The organism is Pseudomonas sp. C27(2019) (genome assembly GCF_008807395.1).
GTDB lineage: Bacteria > Pseudomonadota > Gammaproteobacteria > Pseudomonadales > Pseudomonadaceae > Denitrificimonas.
The window spans coordinates 443689-457015 of sequence record NZ_CP043320.1 but is presented as its reverse complement, the minus strand read 5'-3'; the positions used below and the strand labels follow the sequence as shown (position 1 = coordinate 457015).

Here is a 13327-nt window from a genome sequence, read left to right as displayed (position 1 = left end):
ACTGCATATATGGAGATGTCATGCACACTAACGGAAAAGCGATTATTGAAACGGAAAGAATACCCATTTTACTTTGGCTAGAAGAAGATCAAGTGGAAGAAGGCGCGTTACAGCAAGCTCGTAACCTTGCCAACCTGCCATTTGCTTTTAAACACATCGCCATTATGCCCGATACCCACCAAGGTTTTGGTATGCCCATTGGAGCGATTCTCGCAACCAAAGGCGTCATTATCCCCAACGCGGTCGGTGTAGATATTGGCTGCGGCATGTGTTCTTTACGGACCAACTTAACGGATATCGACACAGATGATCTAAAAAGCATCATGGGCATTATTCGTGAGACCGTTCCGGTGGGTTTTAACCACCACAAGTCGCAGCAAAGTGAAGATTGGATGCCTAAAAGAAAGGGTATTTTACCCATTGTCAATCAAGAGTACGACAGCGCTCTCTATCAAATTGGCACACTGGGCGGCGGCAATCACTTTATCGAAATCCAAAAAGGTTCGGACGGCTATATCTGGATTATGATCCACTCCGGTTCTCGCAATATCGGCTTCACCGTTGCCAATCATTACAATGATGTCGCAAAAGCCTTAAACAAGGCCGCTGGTGAAGATATTTCGACTGAGTTGGCCTATATTCCAGAAACATCTAAGTATTTCGAACTCTACAAAAATGAAATGGACTACTGTCTTGAATTTGCTCTAGCCAATCGTAAGCTCATGATGGAACGAGTCAAAACAGCCTTTAGAGAGACTCTACCTGAAGTCGAGTTCAGTCATTTCATCAACAAACCCCACAACTTTGCCGCTGAAGAAGAGCATTTTGGCGAGACTGTTATGGTGCATCGTAAAGGCGCTACTCGGGCTCGAAAAGGCGAATGGGGTATGATTCCCGGCTCGCAAGGTACCGGCTCCTTCCTAGTCAAAGGTAAAGGTGAAGCGCTATCTTTCGAGTCTTGCGCACATGGTGCTGGACGCATTATGAGCCGCACCCAAGCTCGCAAAGAATTGGATCTAGAGGAAGAAGTCAAAGCACTTGATGAGCTTGGTGTTTTACACTCTATCCGCGGCCGTAGCGATCTGGACGAAGCGCCCGGCTCTTACAAAGATATTGACGAAGTCATGCGCAACCAGAAAGACTTGGTCGAGGTGCAAATTGAATTGCAACCGCTGGCTGTCGTCAAAGGATAATCAGGCTCATAAAGTCATTGGCAGTTGCGGAAAACAAACATCAATGCGCAACCGCAACTGCCAATCGCAACGCACTATACGACTAAACCAAGCAATCGCCCTTATTGCCAATCGTCAACAATAAGCTGCAATTGCCCCTGGAAGCCTGGCCGTGCATTGCTTGCAGTGCCAAGCACGATATAAATCTGGCGCTGGCCCTTTTCTTCAATAATCTCAGCTTGGTGAGGCGCACTGCCAATACCATCCTTGAGAGAAAGCCCGTAGCGAATTGTCTTATCGCGTATCGCTAAAGTGATTTGCTCTTGGTACATAAAACCTTCGAAATGCTCATCAAACCAAAATTTACGATTGACTTCGAAGAGCGGCACACGCACACCAACATCAATACTAAACATCAGTGCATAGTCAGCAGCGTGCCGAGCCATTTCGGTGAGGTAACCGGTGAACAAATAGACTGGCTTCTGGTCCTTAATCAACTCGTCATAGCTACGCAGTAGCGCTGAACTATGCTCGTAGCGCCTCTCGTTTAAAACGTAATTTGGCCCTGCTCGCACACGCGTTACGGTATCAAAGTAATACGAGCCTCTGACCTCTTCCTTATTGTCATACTTGGCCTGTACACCAGGTGGCAAATCCACTTGAGTAACATGCAACATGGCTGTTATCCGTAACGAGCCAAACAAAAACCGTCTTAGATTCTGATAACCCGCCTCGGAGTTTACTAAACCAAAATGCCCTGAGTGACTGCGGTAACTCACTGCCCGTGGTGCATCTTCCACATAAGCATTGGCCATCATCACTAAGCCATCACTGGCTGGCCCTGTCACCTGCTTAGACAATTTAAAGAAAGCGTCATAATCTTTATAGTCCGAGCCAACAAAACAGAAGCACTTATCAGGATCTAGAGCGCCGTCCAGCGAATTGACCGCAACAGATTTTTTACTGATTTTCAAATACTCTCGCATCCGTTTTTGCGCAAAGTTCGAGACATGGAACTTATCAATCGGCCCCAGATCAGGCACATTCAGACCCAGCACATCAATGCCATTATGTGGCGTGCCGTAGGTAAATAATTTTTCTACATAATGCGGACTAGCAGCGCCATTAGTTAACTCTAAACCCTCGCCGTCGTAACCTGCTGGCACGCCATGTCGACAAATATTCTGCAGGTAACAGCGGCTGACTAAGCCGCCCATTGAGTGGGCAACCAAGTGCACCTTAAAGTCGGCCTTTCGATCAGGGTCATCGCCACAGGTTGCATCACGTACGCGCAAAATAAAACGCCGCAAATCCAGCGCAAACTGCTCCATACTGACCCGCTCGCCGCTGCCCAGTAAATTGGAGGCCCGCTCGTAGTAGCGAAAAACCCAGACCGAACGAGCAGGAACATTGCCGTGATCATCAAGGTAGCCACCGCCCTGAAACGCATCAATGTAGTTATGGTCTTTGATCAGGCGTAACAAGGGCGATTCAAAAATAAAGGACACGGGCTTGCGCTGGTGATCCTGGCGCAGAACGCTTGAGCCTCGGTTGAAGCCCATATAAGGGTCAGCTGTGGTCTCGTCGATTTCCGACATGGTCGCAGCAAAGCCACGCACATAAATAATTGGATAATAAGGGGCTTGCATTGGTCTGCTCATAGTCGTTGCACTCCTGCTAATCCATAACTGCAGTAAACAACTAAAGCTGGCTATCTGACAATACCTATAAAACGAAAATGACGATCGGTTTGCACTGCACGCTTACTAATAAAAATCGTTTTAAGAATTAATGCACGCAACTGTCCATGGAGACATAGCAGATTTTGCAATACGTATATTTTGTACTGCAAGGCCTGCACGCAAAGGGCTATCTGCTAAACGCTCAAATAATCTATTGGCAACTTCGCAGCCATAGCATGTAAGCGCTTTTTAACGTTAACGAAACACAATCATTGACCGCGAGGCAAGACGATTTGCGCTGCATCAACCTGCTCTTGTGAAGCCGCAGGCAAGATAGACGGATCCGATGGATAATTCATACCATCAAACTGCAGCAATCGCTCGGCCCCATCACTGTGCACAATGATGTCTAACCAGCCATTACTGTGCGCTGCAGTCAGTCGAATATTCTCAAGCGTTGCTTTGCTCTTCGATATAACTCTAAAACCCGTACCCACGCCTCTCATAACTAGCATCACGCAGCCATCAGCAGCGCACCAACTCGACCCCTGTAGCAAAACAATCGCATCATCCACACCATCATTATTCAAGTTTACAAACGTGTACTTAAACTCTGGGTATTTCTGATCAGAAAAATGCGAAATAGCTGCTGATAAGTTTCTTTGTTGCTCAGTTGCGGGAGTACAAGCAGTCAGTGCAAAAACTGAAAGCACGCCCATACAGGTGTAAACAACCGATTTTTGCGCTACCACGGCTGCTGATTCCCAATTTTGCTTAACTGTATTGCGAAGACGAGCAATAACGGCGCTCATTGTGCATCCTTAAATATATTTAAATAGGCTGTATTACAGCATGACAGGTACAAATGTGCCATTGTGTTTATCCCTTTTGGCTACAACTTAAATGCAGCATGCTCAGCCACCTTGCGATAAAGCCAGCTTTAACTCGCATTTTGGCGTAGTTCCTCAGCCGTTACTGTAAAGGCTACATACATACAAGCCAACGAGGCAACGTCCACAGCATTACAGCGGGCTGAAACCCTATTAAAGCTAGCAAAATAGACTAAGTGTGCTGGTTGTCGTCTAATACCAAGACACCACCACAAATCAGCGAGTTAACACAGCATGCGCAAAGAATTCTGGAAACACTACGAACTGGCTGAGATGAGCGCCAAAGAATGGGAAGCGCTGTGTGATGGCTGCGGGCAATGCTGTCTAGTGCGCGAGGTGGAGCCTGATCAGGTCACCGTGTTTAATATTGCTTGCGGCCTGCTCGACTTAGAGCAAAGTCGGTGCAGTGATTATACTAACCGACTCAGCAAAGTGCCCTACTGCAGTCAGCTTACTCCAGAGAATGTGCCTAAATTTGATTGGCTGCCAGAGTCCTGCACCTACCGCCGCATTCATCGAGGTGAAGCACTGCCGGAGTGGCACCCGTTATTAACCGGAAACCGTGACCAGATGCGCAAAGAAGGCATTACTGTCTGCCCTTCTGCTATTCATGTGCAGCACGTGCCGCGCTCTGAAAGGCATTTGCATATCATCAAAGTTAAGGCGATCTACTAAAAATCTAACCCACGTTCGGCAAACGCCCAGCGACAATCGTCAATTGAATAGCAATGATGGCAATACCCAACACAAACACCAAAAGTAAACCCAATTGACCGCCAAAAACACGGTAACCGCCCGTGTGCTGTTTGCGGGTTTGGTGAACCAATAAAGCCGGTAACAATAACGACAACACCGACAAAGCAATGGCAGCAAAACCTAACGCAAAAATAAAACCTTTCGGGTAAAACAGCGCGAACAACAACGGTGGAAAAAAGGTAATAGCACCCGTTTGCAGGCGGCCATTAACGGTGTTTTTCAGTTTGAAAAAGTCAGCCAAAAAGTCAAACAAGCCCAGCGCCACGCCTAAAAACGAAGTGGCCAACGCCAACGCTGCAAAGAGGCGCACGGCCATCTCAACCCGCGCAGTGCCTACCACTGCTTTGACTGCCGCCAGCAAACCGTTTAGGCCGCTCTCATCAGCTAAAATACCTATAAAGGTGCCCGAGCCAATCGTACCCAAGGTTGCGATTTGCCAAAAAACATACACCAGCAATGGGATGGCGCTGCCAATGATAAAAATCTTGCGCAACTTAGCCGTATCACCATGCATATAGCTGACGATACTCGGCACGCTGCCATGGAAGCCAAATGAGGTAAATACAATCGGGATCGCTGATAACAACAGCGCTTGCTTAACCGGCATGCTCAACAAGTTGACCTGCTGCACATGCGGCAACATCAAGATCAGCATGGTGGCCAAAAAGAAGATTTTAGTCGCGAATAAAAAACGATTAATCAGGTCCACCGAGTGCGTACCAAAACAGACAATACCCCCACCAATCACGGCGAACGACAGCACGCCAACATAACTTGGCAGCTGTAAACCCAGCAGGGTATTTAAGGACTCACTAATAATCTCACCACCGCCCGCTAAATAAGCGGCGATCAATGCGTACATCAAAAATGGCATCGCTAAACTGGTCAACAGCCGACCTGGACTGCCTAAATATTTGTAAGCAAGAGAGCTAAGCCCCATCCGCGCATCGTTGTACTGGTAGGCTTCGACCAACAGCAACGCGGTGTAACTCATAATGATCCACAAGCACACTAGCAGCAGCAAGGCGGTAGCAAAGCCAATGCCGGCAGTCGCCAGTGGCATCGCTAACATTCCTGCGCCTAAGGCAGTGCCGGCGACAATAAAGGTACTTCCAAAGGTACTGTTTTTCACACACTCACCTACTTTAGCCGCTGAGCAATGGCGCTATAAGGCTCAGACAGCAGTTTAAAAAGCGGCTATTATGCGTCAATCCTAGAGTTTATGCGGCATTCATTTAACACCCTCTGTGCTCAACGCAGCCGCACGCCGTATCAGCCCTGTGCTGTAGGGGTGAACGCAGAAGATACTGCTACGCATCCAATCAGGCTCGATCTATATTGGTACGCAGCAAAGTATGCCACTTATGATGGCTGATACGCAGGGAGTTCGATGCGACTTAAAGGCAGCGCAGTCGCCTTATTCCTCTGAGCAAGACTGCAACAACGCTTGTAACTTGGCCGCTCCCAGCCTATTCATTAACTCGATATTTCGCTCAGGAATCTCATCGACATCAGGATAGTCTGCAATCACCTGCTCCAGACTCTCTTCGCGCAGCAGATGCAGAAGCGGATAAGGTGCGCGATTGGTATAGTTTTCGGCGTCTTCTGGATGGGTGCCGCCAAACTGGTAATCGGGATGGAAGCTGGCAATTTGATAGGTGCCTTCCAGCGCCATATCCACTAACAAGTTGTCGGCAACATTTAGAAAATCGTTGTAATCGTAAAAGTCCTGTAACACGTCTGGGTGGATCAAGAGCGTGGTTTCTACTGACGGGTCAGCATTAAGCCGCTCTAATTCAGCGTGCAGCACCGTCAACAACTGTTCTGTTGTTGTCGCGGCAGTGCTCACAAAACGCACGCGATTTTTAACCAACTCACGTTTGGCAAATGGACACAGATTCATGCCAACAACAAAGGTCTCCACCCATTTGCGCACGGCTAAAATGACGGCCTCATCATTCACGGAATCGTCTATTTGGGATATATCGTTCATATATTTTCCAGATAAAGCAGCAAAGGGCCGCTAGTAGGTTTCATTTTCATCACGCACCGTCACCGACAAAGAGCCCATAGCATCTTCAGTGACACTGAATACAATCGGTTTGCAGCATACCTGACAATCCTCAGTATAGTGCTGACCTGCTTCTTGCGGGTCGAGCAGCACTTCAATGGGTTCGCCGCAGTACGGGCAATACACTGTTTCTTCAGTTAAAAAGCTCATGGTTTTTTATGTCCTTATTGGATGCACGATATATTGAAGCATCGTTTGTATGAATAAAACACTTGAGTTGGCCACTGCCTAAGACCCTGCCCTATAAAACCGCATACCTTTTCGGTAGTCTGCTGCTCAGCAGCTATTGAGCACTACCGCACCACGCTCTTTAGCCAAACAGTCGCAACACAAAAGGAGACGTTCAACATGGCAGATGATCTGTACCAAAAAGGCATCAAAAAAATCCAAGAACTGACCGCATCACCGGATGACAATCCAACAGGTTTCATGGACATCGGCGAAGCATTTAAAGATATTGCCCCGGACTTAACGAAATATGTTGTTGAGTTTGCTTTTGCTGGAATCTATTCACGCCCTGGGCTGGATAACAAACAAAAGGTATTGACCACCATTACCGCATTGGTTGCCCAAGGCAAGCCGCAAATCGGCATGCATATCAAAACAGGCCTAAGCGTCGGTTTAACCCCCGAAGAAATCATCGGCTGCATTATGCACCTGATCCCCTACACCGGTTTCCCCAGTGTATTGGGCGCTTTAACAGTCGCGAAAGAGATCTTTAGCGAGCAAGGCATAACCGTTGATACTTCAGCTTTTAAATAGAGAAAAGCGCAGCCCTTAGCGGCGCTGCGCTTGTTGTTCTTGGCTTATGTGAGCTGAACAGTCATACCCGCTCGTAAACCTTAAGCCTGTTAAAACCTATCAGTAATCGCACCTTCAGATGCTGAACCCACAGTTTTAGCGTACTTGGCTAACACGCCACGCTGCACATTTGGCTCTGGCGCTGTCCATGCGCTTAGGCGTTTTTGAATCTCAGCGTCTGAAACACCTAAGTTAATCTCATTGATTTGTGCATCAATGGTGATGGTATCGCCATCTTCAATAACCGCGATCGGCCCACCCACCATAGCCTCAGGTGTAATGTGCCCGACCACAAAGCCATGACTGCCACCGGAAAAACGCCCGTCGGTAATTAACGCCACTTCGTTACCCAAACCACGACCCATAATGGCCGAGGTTGGCGAGAGCATTTCGCGCATACCTGGTCCGCCTTTCGGGCCTTCGTAACGGATCACCAGCACATCACCGGCCACCACAGTGCCATCTAAAATAGCTGCCATACAGGTTTCTTCAGAGTTAAACACCCGTGCTTGCCCAGTAAACAGAGTGCCTTCTTGGCCACTGATTTTCGCCACAGCACCCCCAGGAGCAATGCTGCCGCGTAAGATGCGCAGGTGGCTGTCCGCTTTCAGCGGTTTGTCGAATGGCATGATGATCTCTTGCTCGACTGGATAATCGGCTACATCAGCTAAATTTTCCGCGAGGGTTTTACCATTCACAGTTAAGCAATCACCGTGCAGCAAGCCCTTATCCAGCAAGCGCTTCATTAGCGGTGCAATACCGCCAATTTTAATTAGATCAGACATCAAGTATCGGCCAGATGGACGCAAATCAGCCAAGACTGGCACGCGTCTGCCGATTTCGGTGAAGTCATCAATATTCAGCTCAACACCGACCGCATCGGCCATGGCCAATAAGTGCAGCACAGCATTGGTCGAGCCTCCAAAGGCAATCACTACAGTAATGGCATTTTCAAAGGCTTTGCGGGTCATGATATCGCTGGGCTTAATATCATTATCCAGCAGCCAGCGAATGGCTTGCCCTGCGCTTAGGCAGTCGTTACGTTTTTCTGCAGAAATGGCTTCTTGCGCAGAACTACCGGGCAAGCTCATACCTAAAGCTTCAATGGCCGTGGCCATGGTGTTGGCCGTGTACATGCCACCACAGGAACCGGGCCCTGGAATCGCCGTTTTTTCAATGGCGATCACCTCTGCTTCGCTGATATCACCACGGGCATGGGCACCGACCGCCTCAAATACAGAGACAATATCGGTATGATTTTTACCTGGTTGAATGGTGCCGCCATAAATAAACAATGCCGGGCGATTTAAACGCGCCATAGCGATTAAGCAGCCAGGCATGTTTTTATCACAACCCCCGATAGCAATTACTGCATCATGGCCTTGGCAGCCGCTGACGGTTTCAATGGAATCGGCGATCACTTCACGCGATACCAAGGAATATTTCATGCCCTGATAGCCATTGGCGATGCCGTCAGAGATAGTAATGGTATTAAAAACAATGGGTTTGGCATCGGCCAGATATACACCTTTAGCGACTTCAGCAGCTAAACCATCAATGTGCATATTGCAGGGTGTAACTTGGCTGCCAGTGGAGACAATACCCACTTGTGGGCGTTTGAAGTCTGCGTCTTCAAATCCGACGGCACGCAGCATTGAGCGGGCTGGGGCTTTTTGAATACCATCGACCAAAATAGCCGAGTATTTTCTGCCTGTATCGTCTTCTTTAATCATATCGCCTCCAATAGCGCAGTATTTTAGTCAACTATAGACTCAAATAACGGCTAAGCATACTGAGAGAGCATAAACACTGTGTGTGGTGTGGTGTGGTGTGGTGTGGTGAGAATGTACTGAATTTCAAAAACACTTCAGCGCGAAACTATATTAAGCGCGATCCTTTCATTACGGCACTCGTAGGAACCCATTTCAAACTCACGACAAATCCATGGCCGGTTTTCATAAATCGTACACATAAATGTTTCACGGTCTATCGCCGAGCACCAGCCATCATCTAAGCGCAACATGGTTTCAGCGCCCCATTTATCGACAGCAATATGCTCATCGGGAACGCCTGTATCACTGATGATCATCACCTCTAAGCGGCAACAACAGGCTCGACAACTTGCACAGGTGACTTCAGTTTCAGTGATGTTGTGGATGCTAATAGCGCTCATAGTGTCTCTTGGGTTAACTGCAGAATTTGGCTTAGACCGATCATACGCTGAAAGTCTTTTGCTAGGTGGTTTCGCGTCAGAGTTTGATGATCAAGTAATACAGCTAAAGAGCAGGCTTTAGCCCACACTCCGAGCTGCTTGGGTATGAGCGTAGTCCTGTGCTTTGTTAGATTAATTTTGAGATTTCTTCGGCCAGCTCAAAATCTCTCTTCGAAATACCACCAGCATCATGCGTGGTGAGGTTGATAACCACGTTGTTATAGACATTAGACCACTCAGGGTGATGATTGGCTCGCTCTGCCAGCATGGCGACTTGTGTCATAAAGCCAAAAGCGGCAACAAAATCAGCAAACTTAAACGCCCTATGCAGCGTGTCCGCCTTAATGCTCCAAACTGTATCAGTCTCTGCATTCAGTGCCTGCAGCGCAGTCTCTATCTCACTTTGAGTCAGTTTTTTAATCATATTCACCTCTAAAAAATCATAATTGCATGTGCAAGCACCACTAGCGCAGTCACTCTTAAGCGCAAACCCAGATAGTAAGCCGGTCGCTGCACAGCGCTCATCACGCTTGACTCAAGCACATACAGCGCAATAAACCCCAGCGCGCTGATGATCAATACAATTGGCGTAGCGGCCAATAAAAATGCAAACCAAGCCGCCAGCGTTATAGCGTTGGTCGCCAAGGCAATGCGCTTTACTTTAAGGCTCTCATTGATCACTTGCCCCCATAAAGTACCTGCCATAAAGCTTAAGATCACTAAGCCATAGCTTACAAACCATTGCCTAGCATCAACACCTAAAAAGGATTGGTTCGACCAACCCAGGCCAATGGCTAAAAAGAATGGCGTTGCACCGAGATAAGTCAGCAGTTTGATCAAGCTTGATTGGTTCATAGTCATAGCACCACATTCAGCGGAGTTTTTAGGTTAGGCGAGCTTTGCGTGTCACTGCCCAGCATGGGTAAAGCTCAGCTGGCGGTGAAATAACGGATTGCAACACGCAAAGTTTATGCAGCGTACTTTATCGTAGTTTGCCCAGGCTAACAGTCTGCTTACTAATGGCTTATGATGAACAACCAATATAGATGACTTAACACAAAGATCTGCCATGATTTATATCAGCAACAGCATCAGCCTTGAAGAGCATGAGGTCGACATGAGCGCGATACGCTCGCAAGGTGCAGGCGGGCAAAATGTTAACAAGGTTTCATCTGCCATCCATCTGCGCTTTGATATCAACGCTTCAAGTTTGAGCGACTTTCACAAACAGCGTCTACTAGCAAGCAAAGACAGCCGCATTAGCAAAGACGGCGTCTTGATCATTAAAGCACAACAGTTTCGCACTCAGGAGAAAAACAAGCTTGATGCCTTGCAGCGTTTACAGGCCTTTATAATAGAGGCCACCTACATCAGCAAAACCCGCAGACCCACTAAGCCGAGCAAGAGTGCTCAACGCAAACGCACCGACCAAAAAACCCAGCGTGGCCGAACAAAATCATTGCGCGGCAAGGTTGAATTTTAAGCCGGCTATAAAACCAGTAGCAGCCAAGCCTGCTCATCGCAGCAATGTTTCAAAGGCTGGACAAAATGCGAATTAAGCCTGCGCCTCTCGAGTCTTGTGTGTGCTTCTAACGATAACGAACTCTGCCGGTTTTAGCGGAGCAACACCGATTTCGACGCGTAAGCGACCTTTATCCATATCCTCTTGGGTCATGGTTTGGTTATAACCAACATTGACAAAAAACGCTTCTTCGGGCTTTTGCCCTGCCAGTGCGCCTGAGCGCCAAATGTCGCTCAAAAAAACGATAACTGACTGCTTCACTGTGTTCCACAGCACCCGATTGTTCGCCTCGGACAATGTCCATTGCAGCCCGATTTCAAGTGACTGCTCGATCATCAGTAACAGTCGGCGGACATTAATATATTTATACTCTGGATCCGAAGTCGCAACCCGCGCGCCATAAACGCGCAAGCCTCGATTTTCAGAACGAAAGTCGCGAAAACAATTCAGACCGATCGGATTAAGAAGAGCCTGTGCCTTATTATCAAGCTGGGTAGCAAACGCCAGAATGCCCTGTACCGCTTCATTTGCCGGTGCTTTGTGCACTCCGCGGGCGATATCAGTGCGGGCGTACACGCCCAGCACATGCCCCGAAGGCGAGATGACACGCCTACCATTTAGTGCTCCGAAACTGTCGGCACGTACAAGTGCTGGATAATAGAGTGCGCAGTGCGTGCTATCGAAGTTTTGCCGGTGAGCACGCGCCGCCGCCAAATCCGCAGCAATCGGCGTATCCAGTACCGCGAAACGGTAGCGCATGCGCTGACAATGGGCGATGAGCGCCTTTTGCAGCATAACCGAGGTCTGACCAGGCACTGCTACAATTGAGATTGTCGGCTCATTCTCCAGCGCAAAAATACCCGTGCGCTGCATCGGGTTATCGGATGCAACACCACAATAACTCTCGTTGCTAACACCGCCAACATCATCGTTACCACCGCCTAGAAAACCGCTCACTGGGCTGATCAGCGGCAAATTTCGAGTGTTAGCATTCGTAAGATTCTCAACGCGGATTAAACTTGACGCTCCCGAAACTGAAGGCGCCCCAGCTGTTACATCCCAACTGCCGATAACTTTCAGGACATAACGGGGGTGTTCCTCAATCATCGACAGGCGCTCAAACGTCTCACTTTCCACAGCCTTGCCATTTTCTATTCGATCAACCGTCAAGGTAAATTCCTGACAACGCACCCACATATCAGCTGTCAGCTTCTCTGCATGGACTTGGCTAAACGTGACTGTACCTGCAGCTGTATCGACGCCAGTAACGAGCCGGCTGAGGCGATGATCGATGCTCACATGCATTCCAGAGAGCAATCCAATCGCACTATCGAGCGCCACAGTGGTGTCATTCGCACTCGCTGCTGCCCTGACTTTGCTCTCAATAAGCGTGTTGGAGTGCAATGTCACTCGCAGACTGTCACCCCAGACGCCCGGATAGCGGGCATGAACCCTCAACATGGGTAGCGTTTCAAGCAAAGCATCCTGTGCATTGATGTGCAAAGTCGCCTCGACCGCATGTTCACCCACGACCCGCACCACATAAAGCTGCATTCCACCGTTAACAAAAAAACCTTCCACCGCATAGGGCAGAGCATCGCGTCCCGCAGCGTACTGCAATGGATTCAGCAGCCCACCAAAAGCGTGTGAGAACTCACCTTGACTGCTGACTAGAATTGGCTGATTAACTGGCCCGCGCTCGGTCATGCCTACCATCCCAGCAATGGATGTAGCGGCTGCGTGTATTGCTCTGTGGCCAGTGGGCACTTCTTCGAGATAAACACCGGGGCTAAGGTCGTTAGGCATGTCAGCATCTCCCTTTTTAAGCATTCGGTAGCGAGAAATGTTTGGCTATCGCTCCATCAATGCAAGACAGCTGCAGCGCTCGCTTGCACACAAGGCCGCCAGATTGATCGGACACTTGTGTCATCAAGTTTGACAATATCGACTGCTACTAAAACTGGCTAGTCGTTTTTAGTTCATTACTCACGGTAACGACTTAAATCGTCAAGCGCGGCGAGTGGGGTTTTAAAAAATGCTTAAGCGCATCGGTTGTTTTGTCAGCAAAGATAAGTTTTAAAGCCACACATCACACCTTAAACTGTTTAGTATGAATCACAGCTCTGATTCGAGACTCAATGCTAGCAAAATCAGATTACAGCAGCCGCTTCAGAAAGCTGCTAATGTCTCAGCCATGTTTCAACTTCATTTCATGACCTAG

General features: G+C 48.4%; 14 protein-coding genes. 4 read left to right on the top strand and 10 right to left on the bottom strand.

Going from position 1 to position 13327, the window contains the following annotated elements:
- Positions 1 to 20 precede the first annotated feature (20 nt).
- The gene (locus FXF61_RS02195; RefSeq protein ID WP_151183732.1) at positions 21 to 1193 is read left to right on the top strand and encodes an RtcB family protein; all 1173 of its coding nucleotides are present in this window, start codon (positions 21 to 23) and stop codon (positions 1191 to 1193) included.
- Positions 1194 to 1294: 101 nt separating this feature from the next.
- On the opposite strand, the gene FXF61_RS02190 is transcribed toward FXF61_RS02195, so the two are convergent.
- Together FXF61_RS02190 and FXF61_RS02185 are read right to left on the bottom strand one after the other, a co-directional pair.
- On the bottom strand, positions 1295 to 2833 hold the full coding sequence (locus FXF61_RS02190; RefSeq protein ID WP_151183731.1) for a triacylglycerol lipase: 1539 nt from the start codon (positions 2831 to 2833) through the stop codon (positions 1295 to 1297).
- A 290-nt stretch (positions 2834 to 3123) separates the two neighbouring features.
- Complete coding sequence (locus FXF61_RS02185; protein WP_151183730.1) at positions 3124 to 3666, bottom strand: hypothetical protein; 543 nt, start codon at positions 3664 to 3666, stop codon at positions 3124 to 3126.
- Positions 3667 to 3978: 312 nt separating this feature from the next.
- Between FXF61_RS02185 and FXF61_RS02180 the strand changes: the two genes are divergently transcribed.
- Positions 3979 to 4419 (top strand): YkgJ family cysteine cluster protein, encoded by a 441-nt coding sequence (locus tag FXF61_RS02180; RefSeq protein WP_151183729.1) that lies wholly within the window; start codon positions 3979 to 3981, stop codon positions 4417 to 4419.
- Positions 4420 to 4423: 4 nt separating this feature from the next.
- On the opposite strand, the gene tyrP is transcribed toward FXF61_RS02180, so the two are convergent.
- The 3 genes from tyrP to FXF61_RS02165 all read right to left on the bottom strand — a co-directional run bounded on the left by tyrP (position 4424) and on the right by FXF61_RS02165 (position 6721).
- Positions 4424 to 5632, bottom strand: a complete 1209-nt coding sequence (tyrP, locus tag FXF61_RS02175; protein WP_151183728.1) for a tyrosine transporter TyrP — start codon at positions 5630 to 5632, stop codon at positions 4424 to 4426.
- 285 nt (positions 5633 to 5917) lie between these two features.
- Complete coding sequence (locus FXF61_RS02170) at positions 5918 to 6493, bottom strand: DUF1415 domain-containing protein (protein ID WP_218571830.1); 576 nt, start codon at positions 6491 to 6493, stop codon at positions 5918 to 5920.
- Positions 6494 to 6523: 30 nt separating this feature from the next.
- The gene (locus FXF61_RS02165) at positions 6524 to 6721 is read right to left on the bottom strand and encodes a CPXCG motif-containing cysteine-rich protein (RefSeq protein ID WP_151183727.1); all 198 of its coding nucleotides are present in this window, start codon (positions 6719 to 6721) and stop codon (positions 6524 to 6526) included.
- Positions 6722 to 6919: 198 nt separating this feature from the next.
- Here FXF61_RS02165 and FXF61_RS02160 point away from each other — a divergent pair, with 198 nt between their 5' ends.
- The gene (locus FXF61_RS02160; protein ID WP_151183726.1) at positions 6920 to 7333 is read left to right on the top strand and encodes a carboxymuconolactone decarboxylase family protein; all 414 of its coding nucleotides are present in this window, start codon (positions 6920 to 6922) and stop codon (positions 7331 to 7333) included.
- 89 nt (positions 7334 to 7422) lie between these two features.
- On the opposite strand, the gene ilvD is transcribed toward FXF61_RS02160, so the two are convergent.
- From ilvD to FXF61_RS02140, 4 genes are all read right to left on the bottom strand, one after another.
- A complete protein-coding gene (ilvD, locus tag FXF61_RS02155) occupies positions 7423 to 9105 on the bottom strand; it encodes a dihydroxy-acid dehydratase (RefSeq protein WP_151183725.1) in 1683 nt (560 codons plus the stop codon).
- 134 nt (positions 9106 to 9239) lie between these two features.
- Entirely contained in the window at positions 9240 to 9545 is a 306-nt protein-coding gene (locus FXF61_RS02150) for a YkgJ family cysteine cluster protein (RefSeq protein WP_151183724.1), read from the bottom strand.
- Positions 9546 to 9711: 166 nt separating this feature from the next.
- Positions 9712 to 10008 carry a 4a-hydroxytetrahydrobiopterin dehydratase gene (locus FXF61_RS02145; protein ID WP_151183723.1) on the bottom strand — a complete coding sequence of 99 codons (297 nt, stop codon included), beginning with the start codon at positions 10006 to 10008 and terminating at the stop codon, positions 9712 to 9714.
- Between the two features lie 8 nt (positions 10009 to 10016).
- Positions 10017 to 10439 (bottom strand): DUF3429 domain-containing protein, encoded by a 423-nt coding sequence (locus tag FXF61_RS02140; RefSeq protein WP_178087239.1) that lies wholly within the window; start codon positions 10437 to 10439, stop codon positions 10017 to 10019.
- Between the two features lie 214 nt (positions 10440 to 10653).
- Between FXF61_RS02140 and arfB the strand changes: the two genes are divergently transcribed.
- Entirely contained in the window at positions 10654 to 11067 is a 414-nt protein-coding gene (gene arfB, locus FXF61_RS02135; RefSeq protein WP_151183721.1) for an alternative ribosome rescue aminoacyl-tRNA hydrolase ArfB, read from the top strand.
- A gap of 72 nt (positions 11068 to 11139) precedes the next feature.
- On the opposite strand, the gene FXF61_RS02130 is transcribed toward arfB, so the two are convergent.
- Positions 11140 to 12912 (bottom strand): phage tail sheath subtilisin-like domain-containing protein, encoded by a 1773-nt coding sequence (locus FXF61_RS02130; protein WP_151183720.1) that lies wholly within the window; start codon positions 12910 to 12912, stop codon positions 11140 to 11142.
- Positions 12913 to 13327: the final 415 nt, after the last annotated feature.

Bases quoted from the DNA above. Each gene is read 5' to 3' on its own strand.
- FXF61_RS02195 (WP_151183732.1), top strand. From the start codon at position 21: ATGCACACTAACGGAAAAGCGATTATTGAAACGGAAAGAATACCCATT.
- FXF61_RS02190 (WP_151183731.1), bottom strand. From the start codon at position 2,833: ATGAGCAGACCAATGCAAGCCCCTTATTATCCAATTATTTATGTGCGT.
- FXF61_RS02185 (WP_151183730.1), bottom strand. From the start codon at position 3,666: ATGAGCGCCGTTATTGCTCGTCTTCGCAATACAGTTAAGCAAAATTGG.
- FXF61_RS02180 (WP_151183729.1), top strand. From the start codon at position 3,979: ATGCGCAAAGAATTCTGGAAACACTACGAACTGGCTGAGATGAGCGCC.
- FXF61_RS02170 (WP_218571830.1), bottom strand. From the start codon at position 6,493: ATGAACGATATATCCCAAATAGACGATTCCGTGAATGATGAGGCCGTC.
- FXF61_RS02165 (WP_151183727.1), bottom strand. From the start codon at position 6,721: ATGAGCTTTTTAACTGAAGAAACAGTGTATTGCCCGTACTGCGGCGAA.
- FXF61_RS02160 (WP_151183726.1), top strand. From the start codon at position 6,920: ATGGCAGATGATCTGTACCAAAAAGGCATCAAAAAAATCCAAGAACTG.
- ilvD (WP_151183725.1), bottom strand. From the start codon at position 9,105: ATGATTAAAGAAGACGATACAGGCAGAAAATACTCGGCTATTTTGGTC.
- FXF61_RS02150 (WP_151183724.1), bottom strand. From the start codon at position 9,545: ATGAGCGCTATTAGCATCCACAACATCACTGAAACTGAAGTCACCTGT.
- FXF61_RS02145 (WP_151183723.1), bottom strand. From the start codon at position 10,008: ATGATTAAAAAACTGACTCAAAGTGAGATAGAGACTGCGCTGCAGGCA.
- FXF61_RS02140 (WP_178087239.1), bottom strand. From the start codon at position 10,439: ATGAACCAATCAAGCTTGATCAAACTGCTGACTTATCTCGGTGCAACG.
- arfB (WP_151183721.1), top strand. From the start codon at position 10,654: ATGATTTATATCAGCAACAGCATCAGCCTTGAAGAGCATGAGGTCGAC.
- FXF61_RS02130 (WP_151183720.1), bottom strand. From the start codon at position 12,912: ATGCCTAACGACCTTAGCCCCGGTGTTTATCTCGAAGAAGTGCCCACT.